This window comes from Paenibacillus sp. FSL H7-0323 (genome assembly GCF_038002725.1).
GTDB lineage: Bacteria > Bacillota > Bacilli > Paenibacillales > Paenibacillaceae > Paenibacillus_AQ > Paenibacillus_AQ odorifer.
The window spans coordinates 2,864,934-2,888,925 of record NZ_JBBODB010000001.1 but is presented as its reverse complement, the minus strand read 5'-3'; the positions used below and the strand labels follow the sequence as shown (position 1 = coordinate 2,888,925).

Below are 23,992 nucleotides of genomic sequence, written 5' to 3'. Positions count from 1 at the left end.
AGCAGCTCCATGAAGTGACTCGAATGCCGGAAGGAGAGCCGCTATTTTGTCTAATATCAATGCAGGAATTGCTTTAGCCGCAGGGGTGGCATCGTTTATATCGCCATGCTGTTTACCGCTGTACCCCTCTTATTTATCGTACATTACCGGGTTATCCGTTCAACAATTAAAATCAGGCAGCAACTCTAAAGAGGTTCGTGTACGCACCCTGACTCATACATTGGCATTTATATTAGGTTTTTCTGCAGTTTTTTACACACTTGGTTTTGGGGCTGGGTTATTCGGGCAATTCTTTAATGGCCAGCGTGATCTGATCCGGCAATTGTCGGCGATTCTAATTATTGTAATGGGTTTGTTTTTGCTTGGGATTTTTCAGCCGCAGTTTTTACTTCGCGAACGTAAGCTTGATTTAAAATGGAAACCGGCGGGTTATGTGGGCTCCTTTATTTTCGGGATTGGTTTTTCTGCGGGTTGGTCACCCTGTATCGGGCCGATTTTGACGGCAATTATTGCTCTTTCGGCAAGCGACCCGGGCACTTGGTTTACATTGATTACCGCGTATAGCATCGGATTTGCTCTGCCATTTTTTCTCTTAGCCTTTTTCCTAGGCGGAGTGAAGCGTATCCTCAAGTATTCGAATCTGCTGATGAAGATTGGCGGCATACTTATGGTATTTATGGGTGTTTTGCTGTTCACGGATCAAATGTTCCGGATCACAGTGTGGCTACAAGGAGTAACGCCGGATTGGCTGATTTTTTAGGTGAAGTAATCAATACCTGCTTCCGGAAAATGCTCAAAAATCCGCTCTGTGATAAATTCTCGCAGGGCGGTTTGCTGTTCATCCGGATAGACATATTTGTTCTGTCCCCAGCGGCCCCATTTCTTTTTGCGTTTCTCCATGTCCATTTCTAGTTTAGATTTCGGGTAACGTTTCTCAATTACAGTCTTGGCTGTTTTGGTGAATCGGTGCTGAATCATTTCAAAGGTTAGACCTTTTCCGATTTCCGGAGGAAGGGTCTTGGCTAATTTGGCCAGCAGCTCCGCATAGCCTTCCTGCCAGCCGTCATACCAAATAATTGGGGCAATGATGAAGCCCAGTGGATAGCCGGCGCGGGCAACCTTTCCAGCCGCTTCAATTCGCTCTTCAAACCGCGAGGTAGCAGGCTCGAAATTTTTGATCACATAGTCAGCATTCACGCTAAAACGAATTCTGGTATGTCCGTTATGCCGCAAATCGAGTAAAGGTTCAACATGTTGGTATTTGGTCACAAAGCGCAGGCGGCCAAGGGGCTCCGCTGCCATGAATGTGATGAGTTCGGACAGAGACCCGGTAATATGCTCCAGTCCTAACGGATCTGAGGTACAGGCTGCTTCAAAAGTCGTGATTTCAGGGCTGCGCTCCTCGATATATTTTTTGGCGGCGTCAATGATGTCTTCGGTGTTTACATATACACGAATGTAAGGCTTTGCCCCTAAAGTAGTCTGCAAATAACAATAATGGCAGTGACCCATGCAGCCAGTTGCGATCGGAATTGCATAATCTGCGGAGGGTTTGGATTGGTCAAACTTTAAGGTTTTGCGCAGGCCGACTACAAGTGTTCTTTTGGCAATTTTATATTGCTCGACCTCTGTGTCACCCGGGAAATTCATTATACGGTTATGCGATGTAGTCATGCGATAGGGAATATTGTTAGCCTTCACCCATTCCATAATTCGTTCACCTTTCGGGTAATTTAAAGCATCCGGCTCGAAGAAAACAAGCTCGGGGACAAAAAGGGCTGTAGCTTTTCTGGTTCTCTTTACGGGAGGGGTCTCAGGTGTCACTATAGTCATGAATTCACGCTCCTTCTGAAAGATGAGTAAGTTTATTATGCCTAACTGAGTCTCATTAGAAGCATGGCAATCATGGGTAACTCCGCAGTATGTTCTCTTGAAGGACTTGCCAAGGGGCGTTAGAAACATGTATCATTGTTAGAGCAAGGTTTGGCTCGGCGCCAGGTTCATTATAGAAAAGAGGTAAATTTTAATGCCAACACCCAGCATGGAGGATTATTTGGAGCGCATATATAAGCTCATTGATGAGAAAGGTTATGCGCGGGTCTCGGATATTGCCGAGGGACTGGAAGTACACCCCTCCTCTGTGACCAAGATGATCCAAAAACTGGATAAGGACGAATATCTCATCTATGAGAAATATCGTGGGCTTGTCCTAACCAACAAAGGGAAAAAAGTAGGGAAACGTCTTGTTGATCGTCATCAACTATTGGAAGAATTCCTCGGTTTGATCGGAGTACAGCAGGAATTTATCTATAATGATGTTGAAGGGATCGAGCACCACCTGAGTTGGGATTCGATTACACGTATCGAAACGTTGGTGGAATATTTCCGCCGCGATGAAGAACGTCTGCAGACTTTATATGCTATTCACAATGAACTGGCAAGCGATTCTTGAAATGTTTTTTCCCGAAACGGATATCGTCCTTAAAGTTATGCCCAGCAAGGCTTTGGTGAGCATAAACTACTAGATGGTATAGCCGTTTCTATTTTGTTTAGTGCAACCTTTCCCAGTTTTTAGCGTCAAAACGGATAAGTCCTTTTTCTGGCTGAGACTGATACCGCTCTTTTGAAGGGTGGAATCGGTACATCCACTTGGAGGATTGATCCGTTTTTTCTTTTTTTATAGGATACATATTATTTAGATTTGGGGAGGAATTATGAATTATCGTAAATGGATGTTGGGATTGCTAGTATTAGTATTGTTTCTGCCTTTATGGTCTCCTGGGGCACGTGCGGCAGCTGTGCAGATTACCATTGAACTGGATGGCGAGGCGCTGGCAAGCGATGTGCCGCCGTATATCACAGCTTCGAATGTAACGATGGTGCCAATTAGCGTCATTAGTAAAGGGTTGAGTGCTGGAGTAGTTTGGAATCAAAGCAGTAAGACAGTTACAATCACGCAAGGAGATACAGAGATCAAGCTGACCAGTGGCCAGAAAAGTGCATTAGTTAATAATGCTTCTGTAGCCCTTGACACCTCAGTACAGATTAAGCAGGGACGGGTTATGGTGCCGCTTCGTTTTGTAAGTGAGCAATTGGGGTTACAGGTTATCTGGGATCAGGCAACCAAACATATTTCTTTGTACTCTAATACAGAGCCGCCGCAGGCTGCTGATCCGGAAACACCAGCAGTACCTACAGCGACTCCAGTCGTTACGCCAACGCCGGCCCCAGCCCCTACAGCGACTCCAAAACCGACCTCACCAACAGTTCCAAGTATCCCTGGTGCGTCGGCTAACAAGGAGATGAAGGGAGCCTGGATCTCTACAGTATTTAATCTGGACTGGCCTTCAGTAGCTTCTGCAGGTAACGAAGCGAAACAAAAACAAGAATTTGATAATCTGCTGGACAAGCTAAAAGCTGTTGGTTTTAATGCTGTTTTTGTACAGGTTAGAACCTCAGCAGACAGCCTGTACCCTTCTGTTCTTGTTCCTTGGTCTAAGGTGCTGACCGGCACCCAAGGAAAAAATCCGGGTTATGACCCGTTGAGCTATATGGTCAGCGCTGCACATTCACGCGGTATGCAGTTCCATGCATGGTTCAACCCATTCCGCGCGACAACAGATGCTTCTACATCCGCATTAGCAAGTAATCATGTGGCTAAGTCAAATCCGGAATGGATTGTAGACGCCGGAGGTAAAAAATACATCAATCCAGGGATCCCAGCAGCCCGCCAGCACATTATCGATACAGTGTTGGAGGTCGTCAAAGGCTATGATGTAGATGGTGTCCATTTGGATGATTATTTCTATCCTTCAGGTGTATCTTTTGCCGATGATACTGCTTATAAGACTTATAACACGAAGAACCTGTCCTCTAAGGCGGATTGGCGCCGCGATAATATTAATGAATTCGTCCGTCAATTGGGAGAACAGATTCATAAGGTGAAACCGAAGGTTTCTTATGGAATTAGTCCGTTTGGTGTATGGCGTAATATCAAAAAAGACAGCACAGGTTCGGATACCACAGCTGGAGTTACCGCTTATGACGATATGTACGCCGATGTTCGGACATGGATCAAGCAAGGCTGGATTGACTATGTAGCACCGCAAATTTATTGGAGTCTGTCCTTTAGCACTGCCCGTTATGATAAGCTAGTAGATTGGTGGGTTAAAGAGGTAGAGAATACAAATGTTAAGCTCTATATTGGGCAAGCTGCTTATAAGGTTGGAGCAAGTGACCAGAAAGCAGAATGGCAAAGTGGCGACCAAATCATCAACCAGCTTAAATATAATGAGAAATATAAAGAGGTTGCAGGCAGTATTATGTTCAGAGCAAATGACATTGTAGTCCGCAATCCGTTTGGATTATCAAATTTGCTGACCTTTTATTTTCAGTCCAAATAAGATAACTGTTCTAGATAAGGAGTCATGAATGCTCCCCCGTGCTCATAGATAAGCAATAGAATCTATGGGAAACGGGGGATTTTTGTGTATGGAGATTAACGCTGTGTTTGAAGGAGGGGGAGTAAAAGGGATTTCTCTCGCTGGAGCAGTTGAAGCCACGGAAAGGGCGGGGCGAACCTTTAAAAAGGTCGCTGGAACCTCCTCAGGCGCAATTGTAGCGACTTTACTGGCTGCGGGTTATGAAGGCGAGGAAATGAGTCGGATGATCCAAGGAACTTCTTTTTCATCGTTTATGAAGCGAGCTCCCATCTATAATACGGCTTGGGTAGGTCCTGCACTGCGAGTGTTATTGAAGAAGGGATTGTATTCGGGTGAAGCCTTGGAATCGTGGATGAGATCGCTTTTGCTAAAAAAGGGAATTATCACTTTTCGTGATCTGCCTCCAGGCAAACTATCTATAATTGCTTCTGACATTACCAATGGCCGGATATTGGTCTTACCAGATGGGTTGGAACAGTATGGAATCTCTCCTGAACATTTTGAGGTGGCTAAGGCTGTGCGAATGAGCTGCAGTATTCCTTATTTTTTTGATCCAGTGATGCTCAGGTTAAATGGACAGTCCGCGAGAGGGAAGTCTTTTATTGAGCAATTTGTATACGTTGTGGACGGAGGGTTATTAAGCAATTTTCCTTTATGGCTATTTGACGGGATGAATGAGAATAGTAAAGTGACGGGGAAAAGAATCCCTACGGTAGGGTATCAAACAGTAGGTAAAACCGACCCGCAGCCCCACAGGATTAGGGGGCCGTTCAGTATGCTGCAAGCTATGGTAAGCACCATGCTGTCTGCTCATGATGAGAAATATATTGAAGATGATAAATATGTCCGCACGGTAACCATCCCAACGCTTGGTATCGGCACGACCCAATTTAATATTACGAAGATGCAAAGCGACGAATTGTATGCCGCCGGACTGAAGGCAGGGGAAGACTTCTTTAAGGAGTGGCGCCCCAGATAACAAGCAAGCTTTATAATATCAGAAAAAAAGCATCCCGCACGTTATTTTGAAACGTGGAGATGCTTTTTGGTGTTTGTTTTTATTTAGTTAATGGTACTTCGGAAGCTGATCATCGTTTTTCCCTTTATTTCCTTCGATGACTTGGAAGGGATAACTTTTACGTTTGCCTGGTACTGCTTGAGTCTTGCGAATCCCAGCAACCTTGGTCATGGTTTTCTGCGAAGGTTTGACTTTGATTCTAGATCCATTACTGCTGCGAGCGTATTTCCCTGGTCCCATTTTGTAAGCATAATAGATAATCGCTAACAGTACTAAGGGGAGAATCAGCTTCGACAGCGTATAGAAAGGCTCAGTCAAGACTCCAATCACAAAACCGAATATTGCAAGAATTACTGAAATCCAAAAAATTAAAGCATGCCTGATCATAGGACACTCATCCTTTCGCAGGATCCAATATGCCGCCTGACACACTTGCCTCCGTATATCCTCTGGCTTCAATCTCTGCATCAAGCTCACGCATACGATTGAAAGAGGCGATGGATACTTCTACCTGATCATCCTTTGGTTCTTTGGTAGTGAGCAGCTGCAGCCATAGTCCAGGGTATCCCAAGTATTTGAGACCTGGAATTTCTCTTACTGCGTTGGTACCCTTCAGAACCTCAAACGAAACACCGATTACGACAGGCAGCAGAATAATCCGTTGGATCACACGTTCCCAAAGATTATCCCAGGGTACTACGGAGTAAATAATAACGCCGAGGATAATCGTCAGCATCATAAAACTGCTTCCGCAGCGGTAATGCAGACGGCTATATTTCTGAACGTTCTGGACAGTCAGCTCTTCGCCTGCTTCAAAGGCGCTGATGACTTTGTGTTCCGCACCGTGATACTGGAATAGCCGCTTGATCACAGGTGTTTGCGAAATCGCCCATAAATAGACCAGCAAGAGAACCATTTTAATGCCGCCTTCTATGAGGTTGTGCAGTACATAGTTATCAAATGCATTCTTGAATAAAAAATCTTCGACAAATACTGGTACAAGCGTAAAAATGAGCTTTCCGAATAAGAAGGAGAGAATACCCATTACAGCAACGCCAAAAATCATTCCGAGGCTCCAGCCTTCGTCCTTTTTCTTCGGCTTAGCTTTCTCTTTCGCCAGTTCTTCGGGTTCCAATTCATCTTCGGCATAGGATTCAGCCGAATAGTTCAAGTGCTTAGAGCCTTTGGCGCTGGCATCTATAATACTGACAAGGCCGCGAAGCAGCGGAATCTTGCGCAGTTTAGTGACCCAGCTCTTATCGCTTCTTGGCACCTCCAAAAATGTAATCTCCTGATTCTTTCGTCGCACGGCTGTTACATTAATATGCTTGCCGCCGAACATGACGCCTTCAATGACGGCTTGGCCGCCATAGCTGGGAGTTTCCTGGGACAACCAATTCACCTTCCCGTAATTAATATGATTTATATAATACATTGTAACTAATTTTTGAAGACATTACTAGTTGGATCGCCTTTTGCTGCACATACTACCTTATATGGACAAGGAGAGACAAATCGGTATTAAAAATACGGAAAGAGAGGCAATTCTATGAGCAAATCACATCAACAACAATCAGATCATACTAATATTTGGTTTTTTGCGCTCGAATTAGGTTTTTTCGCAGGTTTGATTTGGGGAGGGCTGCACTGGTTAATCTACTGGTTCAGCTTTACCAAGGTTAGTCCTGGTTATTTAGCAGAGCCGTTTTTTAAACATACTTTTCTGACGACAATGTATGGACATCTCGTGGGTTATTTGTTTTTCATCTTATTTTCAGTGATAGCCTCACTGCTATATGTGCTTATTCTGCGCAAGCTGAAGGGACCTTGGCCAGGATTGGTTTATGGTGTTTTGTGGTGGGTAGTTATATTTATTCCCGGCTCGCAAATGTTTCTTATGCAGCCGCCTTTTAAGCTGCCGTGGAACACTGTGATTAGTGAGTTCTGCCTTTTTTTACTTTGGGGGATGTTCATTGGATACACAGCGGCGATTGAGTATACCGACGAACGAAAGCGTGAGCAAGCGACTGCACTTGCCTAACGGCTCGAAAAAACTTCTCAAGGGGATATCCCTATGTTAAAATACAATGTGGCTATTTCGAGAGGAGAATGAAAATGGGTAACGAGCGCGTCTCCAAGCTGCGTAAGGTTTTGCAGGATAAAGGATTGGAAGCAATGTTGATAACCAGCGGTTATAACCGCCGCTATTTAAGTGGATTTACCGGATCGTCCGGTTATGTATTGGTGACAAGCGATGATTGTTATCTGCTAACTGACTTCAGGTACATGACACAGGCTGCGGATCAAGCGGTAGGAGTTAAGGTTGTAGAGCATGGTCCTAAATTTATTGATACAGTACGCGAGTTGCTGCCAACAGGCAGTGAGGTACGTGTTGGTTTCGAACAGGATGATGTCTCATTCAGCGCTTATACCTCATATGCGGAAGCCCTTAAGCCGGCAGTGTTAGTTCCAGTTTCCAAAGCCGTGGAAGACCTCCGTATGTTCAAGGATGCTGAAGAGCTTGCTGTTATGCAACGTGCAGCTGATCTGGCTGATGCTACATTCAATCATATTCTGAATGTGATCAAACCAGGCATGACTGAAAGAGACGTCGATTTGGAAATGGAATTCTATATGCGTACCCACGGGGCAACTGCGTCATCGTTTGATACGATTGTTGCTTCAGGTGAACGTTCGTCCATGCCGCATGGCGTAGCAAGCAGCCGTGTAATTCAAGGTAATGAATTTATTACGCTTGATTTCGGTGCATTACTCGATGGATACTGCTCAGATGTGACTCGTACCATTGCACTCGGAGCTCCAGATCCGAAGCTGAAAGAAATCTATGATATTGTGCTGGAAGCTCAGCTACATACGTTGGCACATATCAAACCGGGTATGACTGGACGGGAATGTGATGCACTGGCACGTGATATCATCGCTAGCTACGGATATGGTGATCAATTTGGACATAGCACGGGTCATGGACTTGGAATGGAAGTTCATGAATGGCCGCGTTTGTCCAAGCTGAGTGACGATATCATGCAGCCGGGAATGGTCGTTACTGTAGAACCAGGTATCTATTTGCCGGGGATTGGCGGAGTACGTATTGAAGACGATATTGTGATCACCGAGAGCGGAATATCGCTGCTGACCCATTCGTCCAAAGAATATACAGTACTGTAAGTAAGAAAAGTAGTAGTTTAATTATCGAATTCAGGAGGGATTTTTAGTGATTTCAGTAAACGATTTTAAGACAGGCTTGACCGTAGAGGTGGACGGTGATATTTTTACCGTTCTTGATTTCCAGCACGTTAAACCAGGTAAAGGTGCTGCGTTCGTTCGCTCTAAGCTGAAAAACCTGCGCAATGGTAACACTGTTGAGCGTACTTTCCGTGCTGGTGAAACTATTGGCCGTGCTATTATTGAGAACCGTGGCGTGCAATATTTGTATGCAAGCGGATCGGAGCATGCTTTCATGGACAACGAAACTTATGACCAATTCGAATTGTCCAGCAAGCAGCTTGAATGGGAATTGAACTTCCTTAAAGAGAACATGACTGTAAACATCATCAGTTACCAAGGTGAAATCCTTGGGATTAACCTGCCTACCAGCGTAGAGCTGAAGGTTGTTGAAACTGAGCCAGGTGTGAAGGGAAATACTGCTCAAGGCGCTACTAAATCGGCCAAGCTTGAAACAGGTCATTCTGTACAAGTTCCTCTGTTCATCAATGAAGGAGATGTGCTGCTTATTGATACTCGCGAAGGTAAATATATCTCCCGCGCGTAGGAAGCATCATACTTGCCGAACTTATAACCAATCAGCCTCCCCCGTTATTACGGTGGGGGGTTTTTGGTATATAAACGAGGATGCATGAGGAACAGTATGGGTGTGGAATGTTATACTTACGAATTAAAGGATTAGAAGGAGGCGCATATGAGAAAATTAATTATATCTGAGTTCATATCCCTTGATGGTGTTATGGAAAATCCACAATGGACCTTCTCATTCGGAAGTGAAGAACAGGAGCATTTCAAGTTTGCTGAACTGAAAGCTGCTGACGCTCTAATGTTAGGACGGACAACCTACGAAGGTTTTGCAGAGGCTTGGCCAAATATGGTTGAGCAGACAGGTGAGTACGGTGAAATGATGAATGGATACGCTAAGTACGTAGTCTCCACAACTCTCGAAGAAACAACATGGAGCAATTCAAGCTTGATCAAGGGCAATCTTGCTCAGGAGGTGTCCAAGCTGAAGGAGCAGCCGGGGAGAGATATTCTCGTTTTTGGCAGTCGTACGCTTGCGCAGAGCCTGATGCAGCTTGGCCTTGTCGATGAATATCAGCTTCTGGTCTTCCCGATTCTGCTGGGTAGCGGTCAGCGCCTGTTCGAAAACGTTGGTGAAGAGAAGACTTTGGAGCTAGTGGACTCCAAAAGATTCAGTTCTGGAGTGATGGCCTTGACTTATCGACCAGCTTCTCAATAAAAAACTGGAAGACGAGTGAAATGAGGTCAGCTAGTGTCTTGAAGCTGACCTTATCTTTTTGTTAGCTTCTGGAAAATCAATAATTTTTTAATGAAATCATTAACGCATTACGCTATTTTCGTATTATACTGGTTTAAAGCGGGAAACCGATTAGAAGCAACTACATAGACCGATATGGGGAGTGAGTGGGACTTTGTCACTTTATGTTATGAAATTCGGAGGCAGCTCCGTCGGCGACACAGAACGCATGCAACGTGTTGCCAAGCGCATCGCAGACAAGCAGGATGAGGGACATCGCTGCGTTGTAGTTGTATCTGCTATGGGGGATACAACAGATGATTTGATCGATACGGCGAAGCAATTAAACGGGCAGCCGCCTGCACGTGAAATGGATATGCTGATGACAACAGGAGAGCAGATTTCCGTTGCTCTTTTGTCCATAGCTCTTCATGGGATCGGGCGGAATGCAGTATCTTATACAGGATGGCAGGCCGGGTTCCGTACAGACGAAACCCACGGTAGAGCTCGTATCAATGATATTGATCCACACCGTGTAGTAGCGTCTTTGGAACGCGAACAGATCGTTATCGTTGCCGGTTTCCAAGGGATGACTTTGGATGGTGAGATCACTACCCTGGGCCGCGGAGGATCGGACACGACAGCTGTAGCCCTTGCGGCTGCTATTCAAGCAGATGTATGTGAGATTTATACTGACGTTGATGGTATCTATTCTACAGATCCACGCATTGTGAAAACAGCACGCAAGCTGAACGAAATCTCATACGATGAGATGCTAGAGCTTGCCAATCTGGGAGCGGCGGTACTACATCCGCGTGCAGTGGAGTATGCTAAGCGTCATCAAGTTAAGCTGGTCGTTAGATCGAGCTTTAATCATAATGAAGGTACTGTTGTGAAGGAGGAAGCAAGCATGGAGCAAGGAGTCGTAGTTAGTGGGATTGCTTATGATAAGAATGTAGCACGTGTCAGTATTCTAGGAGTACCTGATGTACCGGGTGTACTTGCTCAAGTCTTCGGCAAGCTGGCTGAAGAAGGCGTAAATGTTGATATCATAGTACAAAGTGGTGTGCAGAATGAGCAGGCTGACTTCTCATTTACAGTTTCACTTGATGAACTGGACCGTGCGAAGGAAGTCATTAAAGAAATCCATAAAACTTTACCTTACCGTGAAGTAACGTCCGAGGATAACCTTGTGAAGGTTTCTATTGTTGGCGCGGGTATGGTTAGCCATCCTGGTGTTGCGGCTCAAATGTTTGATGTGCTCTCCCAAGAGGGCGTAAGTATTAAGATGGTCAGCACGTCTGAGATTAAGGTTTCTTGTGTAATCGAATCCGGCAATTTGCCATCGATCATTCAGGCGCTTCACACCGCTTATAATCTGGATACAACTGAGCAGGCCTTTGTTGGTGGTCCTAAGGATCGTCGTTAAGAGCCGTTCAATCAATAAAAAGGGAGATCCTACAGCTATTTAGCTACGGGGTCTCCTTTTTGGGCATCAGCAATAAATGAAAAGGAACGCTGCAGGTTTGAATGCAGCGTTCCTTTTTACATCTATATGGGTATTTATCCTAAACGTCTAAACCGGCCTAGAATTTCAACAGTCTCAAGTACATTGACGAAAGAGCTTGGATCCGTCTCAAGGATAGTCTTACGCAGCTCTGACAGCTCATAGCGGGTCGTTACGGTCATCAGCATTGTATTGCCCTCGTGACTGTAACCGCCCTCTGCGTTGACTACTGTGATGCCATGAGGCAGCTCTCTAAGACGATTCAGCATTTTATCCCGTTCCTTGGTAACAATGAAGCAGGTTAGCTTAACATGACGAATATGAATCATATCAACCACTCTGCTTTTCACAAAAATACAGAGCATAGCGTATAAGGCTGAGTCCCAGCTTTTAAAGAAGCCTAAACTCAGAATAACGATCCCATCCATTACGAAGAGTACATTCCCAATAGGAATATCCCGCTTACGTGTAATAATCGAGCCTAATATATCAAATCCTCCAGATGAACCCCCGGCACGGAGAGAAAATCCAACCCCGCCAGCAATAATTACGCCGCCAAAAATACTAGCCAAAATCGGGTCTTTGGTCACTTTTACCGCAGGAATAATTGTCATGAACCAGGTGGTAGCTAAAACGGAAAGCATGCTTAGTAAGATGTACTTTTTCCCCACTGCAATAAATCCCCAGATCAGAACAGGAAGGTTTATCGCAAAATAAATGATTGAGATGTACTTCGGATTAGTTACATACCCGATGACTGAAGCCACCCCTGCTACCCCGCCGCTTAGCAGTTGATGAGGAATTAGAAATAATCTCATCCCTGCGGCGACTAAAAAAGCTGAAAAAATAATGATTGCCGCTTCTCTTACTGGTCTGACTACGGACCGCATGCTGAGCGGTAGCCCGTAATTTCGTACGTGCATGACACAAATCCCCTCTTTTTCTTATGTCTTTTTAGTTTGCCTTTTTTTGAAAATATAAACTCACTATATTTCCAATTAAAAAGGATACCACAGATGAAGGCGTTCGTAAAAATTATTTTATCGTACTGATTATATTTATTTATGAACCCACTCACTATGAATTCTTTCACAGTCTGATCAGCAAATCTGTCATTTCTCATTGTCTAAAGTGAAAAAGCCACGCATATCCATGAGTAATAGAAAGCTAAACAAGCCTCAGATCTCTTTTGGTATGAATGAATTAGTAAAAGGAGTGGAGTAGATTGGACAAGTATGTAAGCTGGATGGCAACTCTGCGGTTGTTCTCGGGCAGTGCAGAGATTATAGCTGCGCTGATAATGCTCAGATTAAATCAGGTCGATAAGGCACTGGCTGTCAATTCTGGACTGGCTTTGGTAGGCCCGACCATATTGATATTGACGACAGCTATTGGCCTGACTGGGATGGCACAGCAGCTGTCGTGGAGCAAATTAGGCTGGGTGGGCTGCGGTGTAGCCTTTCTCTTAATCGGGATTTTGAAAAAATGATAGATGATAGGCATATTGGGCGCGTACAAGCATAAATATGGAATAAAGCAATTAAGTAGAGGACAGCTTGGGGGTACTTTGTATGGCAGATGATTGGCTGCAATTGTTTCCTGAAAAAGTAAGAGCGCTGTTAAAGTGCCTTCCCCTTCCGCTGCTAGGAATGGTGGAGGAGATTCGTGTCCGTGAAGGTCGTCCGCTGGAAATTAACTACTCTGGTAAATATCACTTTCTAAGAGTGAATGGCAGTTTGACGCAGAGGCCTGAAGAAGCTTACAAGCCGGATCGGGAAGACACTCATCGACTGCTAGACCTGATCAGCAACCATTCGCTATATACGATGGAAGAAGAGCTGAGAAAAGGATTTATTACGATTCCCGGCGGTCATCGGATAGGACTTGCTGGCCGGACAGTACTGAGTGGCGGAGGTGTAGAGCATCTTCGTGATATCACTGGCTTTAATGTCCGTATTGCTCGTGAGGTACCTGGAATCGCAGATGGAGTGCTGCCTTATTTACTGGACAAGGGGCGGCAGCGAATGATGCACACCTTGATTCTCTCCCCTCCACAACATGGCAAGACTACCCTACTCCGCGATCTTGCAAGACAAATCTCCTTAGGGGAATTGGGCAAGCGCGAAGGGATTAGACCGGGGCTGAAGGTGGGAATTGTTGACGAACGGTCTGAAATTGCTGGCAGCCGGCGTGGTGTTCCCGCCTTTGACGTGGGTCCTCGGACAGACGTTCTTGATGGGTGTCCCAAGGCAGAAGGCATGATGATGATGATCCGGTCGCTATCGCCAGATGTATTAATCGCGGATGAGATTGGGCGTCCGGAAGATGCCGAAGCAGTTACCGAGGCACTGCATGCCGGCATATCTGTCATTGCTTCCGCTCACGGAAAAGATGTAACAGAGTTGGCTCGTAGGCCGGGTCTTGGAGGACTGCTGGAACAAAAGATGTTCGAGAGATATGTCATACTCCATCGTTCAGAAGCAGGCCTCACGTTTCGTATTCTGGATGGCCAGAAAAGAGGAATGCTGCTTATCTCTCCCGGGGATCGACTAGGCGGTGATTTGCATGCTTAAGCTGTTCGGTGCTGTGCTCATTGTGGTGGCTGGTACGCTTGCAGGTCTCCAGTTTGCTCGTCAATATGCAGACAGGCCCAGACATATCAGAGGTTTAATAGCAGCACTACAGCGGTTGGAAACAGAGATCATGTACGGCTTCACCCCACTGCCGGAAGCCATGCGGCGGATTGGGAATCAGTCGAAGGATCCGCTGAAATCGTTGTTTGTCAAAACAGCGGAGGAGATGAGTCCTCCCTATGACAGAAGCGCCCAGGATGCCATCCAGCGGGCGATGGAAGCATATTGGAAGTCTACCGCTATGAAGGGGACAGAAAGAGAGATTCTTCGCCAGCTCAGCTGTACTCTCGGCACAAGCGATAGGTCGAATCAGAGCACTCATATCGCGTTAGCATTGCAGCAATTGAAGCAGGAGGAGTCGGTGGCCAGAGAGGATCAAGGCAAATATGAAAAGTTAAGTAAAAGCCTGGGTCTGCTGCTTGGAGTACTGATCGTCATTTTGATCTTTTAGCGAGGTGCCAGGAATGAATATTGAAGTCAATGCGATTTTTCAAATTGCCGGCATTGGCATAATTATCGCCATGATCCACACGGTGCTCAAACAGATGGGAAAAGAGGATTTCGCACATTGGGTCACCGTGATCGGGTTCGTAGTCGTGCTGTTCATGGTGATTCGGATGCTGGACGGGTTGCTGCAGGAAATAAAAACGATCTTTCTTTTTCAATAGGCGTGCTATGGAGATTATTCAAGTTGTTGGGATTGGGCTGATATCGACCATATTGATTCTCGTACTGAAGGAACAAAAACCGATGTTCGCCTTCCTTCTTGCTACTACAACAGGAATTCTAATTTTTATGTTTCTGATCGGCAAGATCGGAATGATCCTCTCTACACTAGAGCGGGTGGCTGAGTCATCGGGGATGGAAATGATTTATTTGAAGACTGTTTTCAAAATCATCGGCATTTCCTATATCGCGGAGTTCGGTGCACAAATTGTACGAGATGCCGGTCAGGAATCGATTGCTTCCAAAATAGAACTCGCCGGCAAAGTACTAATTATGGTACTAGCCGTACCCATCATCAGCATCATTATCGAAACCGTCATGAAACTACTGCCTGCTTAAAGCAATCGTAAAGAGAGCTGAGCAACGGATCGGGAGGAGAAATTATGCAAGAGCGCAGTGTTTTCCGTCCTCCAAAACTAAAAATAATACTGCTGCTGCTTCCATTATTTTTCATTCTATGGTTTGCAGGTACAGCACAGAGTGTGCAAGCTTCCTCAACACCAGAATCCGGCAGTTCCTCCCCGGTAGACCAGTGGGTCAAGAGCCAGGTGAATAATTTGCCAAAAGATAAAGTCGAGTCGTACTGGGATCAGCTGATGAAGGATTATGGTGGTTTTTTCCCGGACGGGGCCACACCTACGCTAATGGACATGCTGCTTCCAGGAGATAAGGGGCTCAGCTTGAAGGGTGTGTTATCTGGGCTTCTAGGCTTTATGTGGCATGAGGTGCTGTACAACGGAAAGCTGCTCGTGACGATTGTGATGATCAGTGTGCTCAGCATGATTCTGGAGACGCTGCAAACCGCTTTTGAGCGAAAAACGGTCAGTAAGGTCGCTTATACGCTCTGTTATATGGTGGTGCTGGTAATTGCCGTGAACAGCTTCAATATCGCTATTGGTTATGCAAAGGATGCTATCGATCGGATGATCGATTTCATGATGGCGATGATTCCACTGCTGTTCGCGCTGCTGGCTTCGATGGGGAATATCGTTACGGTCTCCGTCACCCATCCGTTAATTGTTTTTATGATTCATACGGTTGGCACCATGATCCACACCCTTGTTTTTCCGCTTCTGTTCTTCTCGGCTGTGCTGCATCTGGTCAGCGCATTGTCGGAGAAATATAAACTAACGCAGCTGGCTAATCTGCTGCGAAACATCGGTGCTGGACTGTTAGGTGTACTGCTAACTGTGTTCTTAGGTGTAATTTCCGTTCGAGGGATAACAAGCTCAGTAACGGATGGGGTCACCATTCGGGCCGCTAAATATATTACAGGGAATTTTGTTCCGGTCATCGGCAAAATGTTCGCGGATGCCACAGACACAGTAATCTCAGCTTCACTGCTGGTGAAGAATGCGATCGGGTTATCGGGTGTCATTATCATATTGTTCCTGTGTGCTTTTCCGGCAATCAAAATCCTGGTACTTGCCCTTATCTACAATATAGCTGCCGCTGTGATGCAGCCGCTGGGAGAGACGCCGATTGTGGTCTGTCTCCAGACGATTGGAAAAAGCATGGTATACGTGTTCGCTGCTTTGGCTGCTGTTTCCTTAATGTTTTTTATGGCGGTTACGATCATGCTGACTGCGGGCAATTTGACCGTGATGATGAGGTGAAGCAACAAAACCTTTAGGAGGGAAACCATGAGCTGGTTGGGCGGTTGGCTGCGGGAGATCATCCTGGTTGTGCTGTTGGCGTCATTTGTTGAATTGCTGCTCCCAAGCAAATCCATGGAGCGTTATGCAAGATTGGTGCTAAGTCTCCTAATCCTGCTCACGATGCTCAGCCCTATCGTCTCTCTCCTGAAAGGTGATGCAATCTCCGAACTGAGTGTCGCTATGGGACAGCAAGAGAAAGAGGGCGGTTTGTTCACTGGCGGAGGGAAAGGAGACCCATCCTTGGAACAGATTTTGGCAGATGGGCAAAAGCTTGCACAAGGCCGTCAGGAACAGAGTCTGCAGCTCGCTGCCGAAGAGGTGGCGGGTCAGATGAAAGAGCAGATTATCAGTGAGACCGGCAAACGCGGGGTTAATGTCACCGTAACGCTGGGCATGGGGAAGTCTGGCGGCACTGGTAACGAAGACGTTCCTGTCATTTCCAATGTAAGGGTCTCTATGCCTCAGACAACGGCTAACTCCCCGGGTACTTCCGGAGCTTCCAGCACAGCGACTACAGCACCCATTACAATCTCTCCTGTAGCACCTGTAGAAGTTAAAATTGGCGCTAATCCGGCAGATAACGTAGAGAGTGAAGCAACATCATCAGCTGAACCTAATAAAGCAGTGAACGGAACTGTAGCTGAAGACAGCGCGTCCGCGAGTGAAATGGAGTCCATTGTAAAGCTGCTGGAACTGAAGTGGGATTTGGATCCCAAAGTCATTCAGGTGGATGGCAGCTTGACTAGTAACGTCAAATCATGAGCTTGATATTTCTAAGAAACTATAATTTTTAGGAGGGATGGGAGTGGGCAATTGGCTGAAAAAGCTTGAGCAGTGGGCTGGGGGTGGGGCCGGCAGTCCGAAGAGAAGCCATACCTTTCGCTGGCTGATCATTCTGGGTCTGCTGGGCGCAGCGATCATGCTATTCAATTCCTTCGTCAATGTGAAGAGGATTGATAACGAGAATACAGGGCGTGAGCCGCCGGTGAATCAGTCCTCTCAAACGGCGCTGGTGCAGAGTGATCCAACCACAACGACCAATTCGTTCGACAGCATCGAACTAGCGATGGAGAACCGGATGAAGGAAATTTTGGAGAAAATCGTTGGCGTCGGTACAGTCGATATCATGGTTACAGTGGAGTCTACAGAAGAAATTGTCGTGGTGCGTAATATGAATGACTCCCAACAGCTTAGTGAAGAGACGGATGCCAGTGGGGGGAAACGTCATACGACACAATATACGAGGGATGGCGAAATCGTAACCTACTCGCAATCAGGGGACGAGACACCCATCGTGACGAAGCGAATCAAACCTCAGGTACGCGGCGTACTGGTAGTTGCCAAAGGGGCAGAGAACAAGGTTGTTCGTGGACTTGTCGAGCAGGCTATAGAAAAAGGCTTGAACGTCCCGATCCAGCGCATTTCAGTAGTACCACGCAAACAAGAGTAGCAGGAGAAAGTCAATAAGTGAGTGCTTCCGAAGCAGCCACTAGATTAAATTTTAGGAGGAATTAGGAATGAACGGCAAAAGACAAACGATATGGTTGGTTTCTATGCTTAGCTTGATGGTGGTCCTCTCTGCATACTATTTATTCACTGAAGACTCAGGTGCTTCGATTCCAAAAGACACGGCTGGCACAATGCAGGTTGATTCCCTGAAAGACACAGCAGGTGCAGCGTTGCCAACGGTTGGTGACAAAGGTGTTGTTGTGAACGAAGTTGTTAGTCAAGGCGATGTTGTTGCCGATGAAGGCGTTGTAGATAGCACTACTGGCGCCGCTACTACGGACGACAGCGCTACTGCCGCCAAAACGGATGACAGTGCTGCTACCGCTAAAACGGATGATAGCACTACTACTGCTAAAACGGACGAAAGTACAACTACAGCTGCTAAGGACGATAGCAGTAAAGCTGCCGCAAATAGCAGTGACTCAGAGAAGGCAACAACCGACACTGCTGCTAAAGATGCCGCGAAAACAGATACATCTGCTAAAGATACAGCCGCAAATACAACAACCAAGACTCCAGCTAAAAATGACAAAGAAATTCTCGATGAAGTAGCTTCTCAAAGTGTATCGGCGAGCAGCATGTTCACTAACTACCTTTATGAACGTGAGCAAAAGAATCTTAAGAACCAACAAGACTTGCTTGCTTTGATTAATGACATGGACAAAACACCTGCTGATAACGCAGTCGCTCAAGAACAACTTCTTAATCTTGAAGAAAAAGAATCCAAAATTACCGGTATCGAAGAACAGCTTCAACAAAAATATGGCGAAGCGATTGTAAAGGAAGAAGCTGGAGACAGCTATAAAGTAGTCGTTCTCAGCGACAAACTGGATGTAAAGCAAGCGGTCAGCATCGTGGATCTCGTAATGAAGGAACTGAGTGTATCTCAAGATAAAATTAGTGTGCAATACGTTTCTGAGCAATAATAAGCTGTATAATTAAAAGAAAAATGACGAAAGAGCTCGGGTTGCCCCGGGCTCTTTCCATTTTTACCGATTGTGATATAATACATAAAGTTATCTTGTCCGCTTAAGAAGTGGCTTCGAGAGAAAGCTGAAGGAGTGAACTGATATATGTTCAAGTTGAGCGAAATTAAGGAATTGATTAAATTGCTGGACCAGACCTCCTCTGTACATGAGTTGGAGATCGAAAGCGAAGGAATGAAGCTTGCAATTCGCAAACCGGATCGCCCTGAAGCTGATGGAACAGCAGTACAGGCGACTCCTTATGCTGCCTATCCCTTTACGCCTGCCCCGCAGCCGCAGAGCGTACCGCAAGTATCCTATCCGGTAGTAGGTGAAGTTCCTCCAGCGCAGCAGCCACAAGCAGCTGCAGAAGGCAAACTACATAAAATTGTGTCTCCAATGGTGGGGACCTTTTATAGTGCCGCTTCTCCGGAAACGCCTTCGTTTGTTAATGTTGGAGACCGTGTAAGTGAAAAATCAACGGTTTGCATTATTGAGGCGATGAAACTGATGAATGAGCTGGAAGCGGAGATCAAAGGTGAAATCGTGTCTGTGCTTGCTGAGAACGGTCAGCTTGTAGAATACGGTCAACCACTATTCTTGGTTAAACCGGAATAAATACCGCAGACTACTTAAGGAGCGGAAGCTTCGCAAAACTTTGGGAGGAAACGCATGAACATTCAAAAAGTGTTGATTGCCAACCGCGGCGAAATCGCGGTCCGCATTATTAGGGCCTGCCGTGAGCTGGGCATTTCCACCGTCGCGGTCTATTCGGAACCCGACCGGGATTCACTGCATGTCCGGTTGGCTGATGAAGCTTACTGCATCGGTCCGATGCCGGCCAAGGACAGCTATCTGAACTTTACAAATATTATGAGTGTAGCCACCTTAACGGAATGTGATGCCATCCATCCTGGCTATGGATTTTTAGCTGAAAATGCGGATTTTGCAGAGATTTGTGAATCTTGCAATATTATCTTCATAGGACCTTCTCCAGATGCCATAAACCGTATGGGTGATAAGGCTGTGGCGAAGGAAACCATGAAACTGGCTGGAGTTCCGATTATCCCGGGCTCAGATGGTCTTGTAGGCGATGTAGAGGAAGCTGTCATGCTGGGCCGCGATATTGGGTACCCAATCATCGTTAAGGCGACTGCAGGTGGCGGAGGTAAGGGAATACGGATTGCTGAGGACGAGGAATCTTTAGTGAAGCAGATTACTGCTGCACAACAGGAAGCACAAAAGGCGTTTGGTAACGCTGGTGTATATCTGGAGAAATTCCTAACAGGAATGAAGCACGTGGAGATTCAGATTATTGCAGATAAACATGGCAATGTAGTGCATTTAGGTGAACGGGACTGCTCCGTGCAGCGTCGTCGCCAAAAGCTGATTGAAGAGGCACCTTGTTCAGTGCTCACACCGGAAATTCGTGAAGCAATGGGTAATGCAGCAGTTCGAGCAGCACTTGCCGTGAATTATTCGGGAGCCGGAACACTTGAATTCCTGCTTGGACCGGATGGACAGTTCTACTTCATGGAGATGAATACCCGTATTCAGGTTGAACATCCAGTAACAGAAATGGTTACAGGTGTGGATTTGATTAAGGAAATGATCTCTGTAGCAGAAGGCAATCCGCTGTCATTCACTCAGGAAGATATCGTGATTAATGGCTGGTCCATTGAATGCCGTATAAATGCTGAAGATCCTGAGCGTAATTTCATGCCTTCACCAGGAAAAATCGGCTTTTATTTGCCACCAGGAGGCCTTGGCGTTCGTGTGGATAGTGCGGCGTACCCAGGATATACGATTTCCCCTTTCTATGATTCTATGATTGCAAAACTGATTGTATGGGCTCCTACACGTCAAGAAGCGGTTGCGAAGATGAAGCGCGCCTTGGCTGAATTCGCCGTGGAAGGCATTCATACCACCATCCCTTTCCATCAGAAACTGTTGGAGCATCCTGTATTTTTGGATGGTAACTTTGACATTAAGTTTCTTGAAGAGTATGAAATTTAGGACGACTTCGGTTTGTTTGTCATAAAGTTCGTCAAATGATATAGTATGTTTAATAAGAGACGTGCTTTACGCTTGAAATCATGAACAATCTTTCTTGAAAGGTGTGAAGTCTAAAATGAGTACATTGCCGACAGAATACGAACGGACGGAAATCGGTGAAATCCAGATTGCTCCTGAAGTAATCGAGGTTATTGCAGGTCTGGCGACCGTTGAGGTTAAAGGTGTAGCAGGTATGAGCGGCGGATTCGCCGGTGGTATTGTTGAACTTCTTGGACGTAAGAATCTGTCCAAAGGAGTTAAAGTAGAGGTTGGACAACGTGAAGCTGCGGTGGATGTTTCTGTAATTATTGAATATGGCAATCGCCTTCCTGAAGTGGCTGCTGAAATTCAACGTAATGTTAAGCGCTCCATCGAGACTATGACTGGTCTGACTGTTGTGGAAGTGAATGTGCATATTCATGATGTGCAATTCAAGAACAACAACACTGTAGACAAGAACGAAGAAACAGAAACGATTCTTCGTGTGAAATAGCAGTCATCGTTCTTCCATAAACCCCCGACAGCAAAGTCGAGGGTTTACTCTAATTTAAGGAGGTTATGAGACTCGTGGCAAAAATTTTGGACAGACTTTTGCTGTTTGTCTACAGCTTAAGTATCGGAATACTATCTGTTATTGCCATCCTCCTCTTAAGCGGTGCGATTCCTAGAACTTTGGAGATTGAGAATGGACCAGCAGCTTATATTACAGCAATAATAGTAGCAGTTGTCTTGTTCCTTCTGAGCATCCGATTTTTCTACATCTCTCTGCGCCGTGATCGCGCTTCATTGCCTTCGGTCGATCAGCGTACAGAGTATGGGGATATCCAGATTTCAATGGAAACTATTGAGAATCTGAGTCTTAAGGCTGCCGGTAAAGTGAAGGGAATCAGAGATCTCAAGTCACGTATTCGTGTCTCGCAGGCTGGCCTTGAAATTACAATTCGTGCAGTAGTGGACGGTGAGCATTCATTACCGCTGCTTACCACAGAAGTACAACGTCAGGTGCATGATTTCGTGCAGGAGACAACCGGCATTCCGGTTGCTGATGTGTCTGTATATATTGCTAACCTCACGCAGTCTCCAAGCTTCAAAAGTCGAGTGGAATAGAGGTGAGTTTCCCTTATGTCTTGGAAAGAAGTATGGGAAAGTCACGGGGGTAGAATCGCCGGAGTGACTTTCGGCATTGGTCTGGGTTTGATTTATTTAATTTGCGGTTTTTGGGATATGCTGTTCTTTGCACTGGTAGTGTTCATCGGATATACGCTCGGCAAAAGAAAGGATACCGCGCAAGCGCCCCTGTTTCAATGGCAGGAGTTGGTTTCGCGATTATCCGGACGCTGGCGTCCCTTTAAGTGAACCGCGATAGTCTTTTTCCCGGAGCAGGAAACCGTAAGTTTGTGTTGTCCGTTGCCCCCGGAAGAAAGGCTTTGCGGTTTTTTTGCGACAAGGGATAGGTATATTTGCGAGCTTCCTCTGAAGGTATCTTCGCTTTGTGCAATAATCCTCACAGGAATAGGGAAAGAATGAATAAGTGTGAAGCGATATTTGGGTCGTAGACGTTGTTGCAGTACAAGTGAATATTTTAATGCGATATAAGATTTTAGGAGGAACACATGAAAAGACGTATAGCTAGAGAGATTATTGTCCAAAGCCTGTATCAGATGGAAATGAACGATGTGGAAAGCGCGGAAGCTGTAGAAATGCTGCTCGAGGAAGCCTCAGAAGAGAATGAAACCGAACGTGTAATCACGGACGAGATTCAGCTTAAACACTATGTGGTAGAGCATGTGAATGGGGTATGGGAGCACAAGGTAGCGATCGACGATATACTTGAACATTACCTGAAGGGCTGGCAAATGAGCCGTCTGTCACGTGTGGATCGTCAGATTCTACGTTTAGCAGCGTATGAAATGGTGTTCGCCAATGATGTGCCTGCGAAGGTTGCGGTGAATGAAGCGATCGATTTGGCCAAGCATTTTGGAACGGATGATTCCGGGAAGTTTGTTAACGGAGTACTCGGCAAGATGATCCAAGAGATAGATACTATTAAAGCTGACCATTCTTAATTTATAAACCATAGTAAAGTATATAAAAGGGGAGAGACTAACATGACAGCAGCAATCATCAGTGGTAAACAAGTATCCGAGGAAATTCGTATTAGCATTGCCCAAGAGGTTGCTGAACTGGCGAAACGCGGCGTAAAGCCCGGTTTGGCTGTTATTCTAGTAGGTGAAGACCCGGGATCTCAGGTTTATGTTCGCAATAAGGAGAAATCTTGTATCAGCTTAGGATTCCATTCGGAAGTGCATAAATTGGATGAATCCACTTCTCAAGAAGAACTTCTGGCACTGGTAGCAGAGCTAAACGGACGCGATGATATCGACGGAATTCTGGTTCAACTCCCATTGCCTAAGCATATCGAGGAGAAGGCTGTTATTGATGCAATCTCCGTGGAAAAGGATGTAGACGGCTTTCACCCTGTCAATGTAGGCAACCTGGTCATCGGTGCCGACAGTCTTCTTCCATGTACTCCTGCAGGAGTAATCGAACTGATCAAACGTACAGGAACAGGTATGGCAGGTAAACATGCCGTTGTAATTGGTCGTAGCAATATTGTAGGAAAGCCAGTTTCCCTCTTGTTGCAACGCGAAAATGCTACCGTAACTATGTGCCATTCCCGTACAGCTAATATGCAAGAGATTAGCCGTCAAGCGGATATTTTGGTTGTAGCGATCGGACGAGCTAATTTCATTGATGCTTCCTATGTGAAGCCGGGTGCTGTTGTCATTGATGTGGGCATGAACCGTCTGGATAACGGTAAACTCGCAGGTGACGTTGATTATGAAAGTGCAAAAGAAGTTGCCGGATACATCACGCCTGTTCCAGGCGGGGTTGGTCCGATGACTATTACAATGCTGATGAGCAACACGCTGATTGCGGCTAAACGCCGTCACGGCCTGGAATAGGGGTAAGAT

The 23,992-nt window shown here is 45.9% G+C and carries 29 protein-coding genes; 25 read left to right on the top strand and 4 right to left on the bottom strand.

All coding sequences use genetic code 11. The annotated features are described in order from the left end of the window. The first annotated feature begins 46 nt into the window (after positions 1-46). Complete coding sequence (locus MHH89_RS13225; RefSeq protein WP_341087267.1) at positions 47-760, top strand: cytochrome c biogenesis CcdA family protein; 714 nt, start codon at positions 47-49, stop codon at positions 758-760. Here MHH89_RS13225 and splB read toward each other — a convergent pair. Then, positions 757-1,833 carry a spore photoproduct lyase gene (gene splB, locus MHH89_RS13220; RefSeq protein ID WP_076278404.1) on the bottom strand — a complete coding sequence of 359 codons (1,077 nt, stop codon included), beginning with the start codon at positions 1,831-1,833 and terminating at the stop codon, positions 757-759. The two genes, MHH89_RS13225 and splB, sit on opposite strands and share 4 nt — an antisense overlap. A 193-nt stretch (positions 1,834-2,026) precedes the next feature. Between splB and mntR the strand changes: the two genes are divergently transcribed. The 3 genes from mntR (at position 2,027) to MHH89_RS13205 (ending at position 5,421) form a co-directional block, all read left to right on the top strand. Further along, on the top strand, positions 2,027-2,452 hold the full coding sequence (gene mntR / locus MHH89_RS13215; protein WP_036682880.1) for a transcriptional regulator MntR: 426 nt from the start codon (positions 2,027-2,029) through the stop codon (positions 2,450-2,452). A 262-nt stretch (positions 2,453-2,714) separates the two neighbouring features. Beyond that, the gene (locus MHH89_RS13210; RefSeq protein ID WP_076220441.1) at positions 2,715-4,403 is read left to right on the top strand and encodes a family 10 glycosylhydrolase; all 1,689 of its coding nucleotides are present in this window, start codon (positions 2,715-2,717) and stop codon (positions 4,401-4,403) included. 88 nt (positions 4,404-4,491) lie between these two features. After that, a complete protein-coding gene (locus MHH89_RS13205; protein WP_076129640.1) occupies positions 4,492-5,421 on the top strand; it encodes a patatin-like phospholipase family protein in 930 nt (309 codons plus the stop codon). A gap of 87 nt (positions 5,422-5,508) precedes the next feature. On the opposite strand, the gene MHH89_RS13200 is transcribed toward MHH89_RS13205, so the two are convergent. Both MHH89_RS13200 and MHH89_RS13195 read right to left on the bottom strand, forming a co-directional pair. Further along, entirely contained in the window at positions 5,509-5,847 is a 339-nt protein-coding gene (locus MHH89_RS13200) for a hypothetical protein (protein WP_076129641.1), read from the bottom strand. Between the two features lie 7 nt (positions 5,848-5,854). Next, the gene (locus tag MHH89_RS13195; protein ID WP_094901946.1) at positions 5,855-6,802 is read right to left on the bottom strand and encodes a DUF1385 domain-containing protein; all 948 of its coding nucleotides are present in this window, start codon (positions 6,800-6,802) and stop codon (positions 5,855-5,857) included. 207 nt (positions 6,803-7,009) lie between these two features. Between MHH89_RS13195 and MHH89_RS13190 the strand changes: the two genes are divergently transcribed. The 5 genes from MHH89_RS13190 to MHH89_RS13170 all read left to right on the top strand — a co-directional run bounded on the left by MHH89_RS13190 (position 7,010) and on the right by MHH89_RS13170 (position 11,393). Beyond that, positions 7,010-7,501, top strand: coding sequence for a YqhR family membrane protein (locus MHH89_RS13190; protein ID WP_036682865.1), 492 nt, complete (start codon positions 7,010-7,012; stop codon positions 7,499-7,501). 74 nt (positions 7,502-7,575) lie between these two features. Next, positions 7,576-8,646 carry a M24 family metallopeptidase gene (locus MHH89_RS13185; protein ID WP_036682862.1) on the top strand — a complete coding sequence of 357 codons (1,071 nt, stop codon included), beginning with the start codon at positions 7,576-7,578 and terminating at the stop codon, positions 8,644-8,646. Between the two features lie 46 nt (positions 8,647-8,692). Further along, a complete protein-coding gene (gene efp / locus MHH89_RS13180) occupies positions 8,693-9,250 on the top strand; it encodes an elongation factor P (protein ID WP_038572538.1) in 558 nt (185 codons plus the stop codon). Positions 9,251-9,397: 147 nt separating this feature from the next. After that, entirely contained in the window at positions 9,398-9,946 is a 549-nt protein-coding gene (locus MHH89_RS13175) for a dihydrofolate reductase family protein (protein WP_076310097.1), read from the top strand. Between the two features lie 193 nt (positions 9,947-10,139). After that, positions 10,140-11,393, top strand: coding sequence for an aspartate kinase (locus MHH89_RS13170; protein WP_036682855.1), 1,254 nt, complete (start codon positions 10,140-10,142; stop codon positions 11,391-11,393). 134 nt (positions 11,394-11,527) lie between these two features. Here the strand turns inward: MHH89_RS13170 and MHH89_RS13165 are convergent, their stop codons facing one another. Then, entirely contained in the window at positions 11,528-12,394 is an 867-nt protein-coding gene (locus tag MHH89_RS13165) for a YitT family protein (protein WP_081382367.1), read from the bottom strand. Positions 12,395-12,696: 302 nt separating this feature from the next. Between MHH89_RS13165 and MHH89_RS13160 the strand changes: the two genes are divergently transcribed. The 16 genes from MHH89_RS13160 (at position 12,697) to folD (ending at position 23,983) form a co-directional block, all read left to right on the top strand. Next, the gene (locus tag MHH89_RS13160) at positions 12,697-12,960 is read left to right on the top strand and encodes a YqhV family protein (protein WP_371915730.1); all 264 of its coding nucleotides are present in this window, start codon (positions 12,697-12,699) and stop codon (positions 12,958-12,960) included. 82 nt (positions 12,961-13,042) lie between these two features. Continuing rightward, complete coding sequence (spoIIIAA, locus tag MHH89_RS13155; protein WP_076129644.1) at positions 13,043-14,044, top strand: stage III sporulation protein AA; 1,002 nt, start codon at positions 13,043-13,045, stop codon at positions 14,042-14,044. Further along, positions 14,037-14,555, top strand: coding sequence for a stage III sporulation protein SpoIIIAB (gene spoIIIAB, locus MHH89_RS13150; protein WP_076104383.1), 519 nt, complete (start codon positions 14,037-14,039; stop codon positions 14,553-14,555). Before spoIIIAA ends, spoIIIAB begins: the two co-directional genes overlap by 8 nt. Positions 14,556-14,568: 13 nt before the next feature. After that, a complete protein-coding gene (gene spoIIIAC / locus MHH89_RS13145) occupies positions 14,569-14,772 on the top strand; it encodes a stage III sporulation protein AC (RefSeq protein WP_036682849.1) in 204 nt (67 codons plus the stop codon). A gap of 7 nt (positions 14,773-14,779) precedes the next feature. Continuing rightward, a complete protein-coding gene (spoIIIAD, locus tag MHH89_RS13140; protein ID WP_036682847.1) occupies positions 14,780-15,169 on the top strand; it encodes a stage III sporulation protein AD in 390 nt (129 codons plus the stop codon). A gap of 44 nt (positions 15,170-15,213) precedes the next feature. Further along, positions 15,214-16,446 carry a stage III sporulation protein AE gene (spoIIIAE, locus tag MHH89_RS13135; RefSeq protein WP_076281386.1) on the top strand — a complete coding sequence of 411 codons (1,233 nt, stop codon included), beginning with the start codon at positions 15,214-15,216 and terminating at the stop codon, positions 16,444-16,446. A gap of 27 nt (positions 16,447-16,473) precedes the next feature. Beyond that, positions 16,474-17,250 carry a stage III sporulation protein AF gene (gene spoIIIAF / locus MHH89_RS13130; protein WP_076310096.1) on the top strand — a complete coding sequence of 259 codons (777 nt, stop codon included), beginning with the start codon at positions 16,474-16,476 and terminating at the stop codon, positions 17,248-17,250. 43 nt (positions 17,251-17,293) lie between these two features. Further along, a complete protein-coding gene (gene spoIIIAG, locus MHH89_RS13125; protein WP_076134498.1) occupies positions 17,294-17,938 on the top strand; it encodes a stage III sporulation protein AG in 645 nt (214 codons plus the stop codon). 67 nt (positions 17,939-18,005) lie between these two features. Continuing rightward, positions 18,006-18,923 carry a SpoIIIAH-like family protein gene (locus MHH89_RS13120; protein WP_076278399.1) on the top strand — a complete coding sequence of 306 codons (918 nt, stop codon included), beginning with the start codon at positions 18,006-18,008 and terminating at the stop codon, positions 18,921-18,923. Between the two features lie 147 nt (positions 18,924-19,070). Beyond that, the gene (gene accB, locus MHH89_RS13115) at positions 19,071-19,580 is read left to right on the top strand and encodes an acetyl-CoA carboxylase biotin carboxyl carrier protein (protein ID WP_076098642.1); all 510 of its coding nucleotides are present in this window, start codon (positions 19,071-19,073) and stop codon (positions 19,578-19,580) included. Positions 19,581-19,634: 54 nt separating this feature from the next. Further along, a complete protein-coding gene (accC, locus tag MHH89_RS13110) occupies positions 19,635-20,978 on the top strand; it encodes an acetyl-CoA carboxylase biotin carboxylase subunit (protein WP_076129648.1) in 1,344 nt (447 codons plus the stop codon). A gap of 115 nt (positions 20,979-21,093) precedes the next feature. Beyond that, positions 21,094-21,510 (top strand): Asp23/Gls24 family envelope stress response protein, encoded by a 417-nt coding sequence (locus MHH89_RS13105; protein WP_076129649.1) that lies wholly within the window; start codon positions 21,094-21,096, stop codon positions 21,508-21,510. Between the two features lie 74 nt (positions 21,511-21,584). Further along, a complete protein-coding gene (gene amaP, locus MHH89_RS13100) occupies positions 21,585-22,124 on the top strand; it encodes an alkaline shock response membrane anchor protein AmaP (protein WP_036682827.1) in 540 nt (179 codons plus the stop codon). Between the two features lie 15 nt (positions 22,125-22,139). Next, entirely contained in the window at positions 22,140-22,373 is a 234-nt protein-coding gene (locus MHH89_RS13095; protein ID WP_036682825.1) for a DUF2273 domain-containing protein, read from the top strand. 257 nt (positions 22,374-22,630) lie between these two features. Then, on the top strand, positions 22,631-23,083 hold the full coding sequence (gene nusB / locus MHH89_RS13090) for a transcription antitermination factor NusB (RefSeq protein ID WP_036682824.1): 453 nt from the start codon (positions 22,631-22,633) through the stop codon (positions 23,081-23,083). Positions 23,084-23,125: 42 nt separating this feature from the next. Next, on the top strand, positions 23,126-23,983 hold the full coding sequence (folD, locus tag MHH89_RS13085; protein WP_036682821.1) for a bifunctional methylenetetrahydrofolate dehydrogenase/methenyltetrahydrofolate cyclohydrolase FolD: 858 nt from the start codon (positions 23,126-23,128) through the stop codon (positions 23,981-23,983). Positions 23,984-23,992 lie beyond the last annotated feature (9 nt).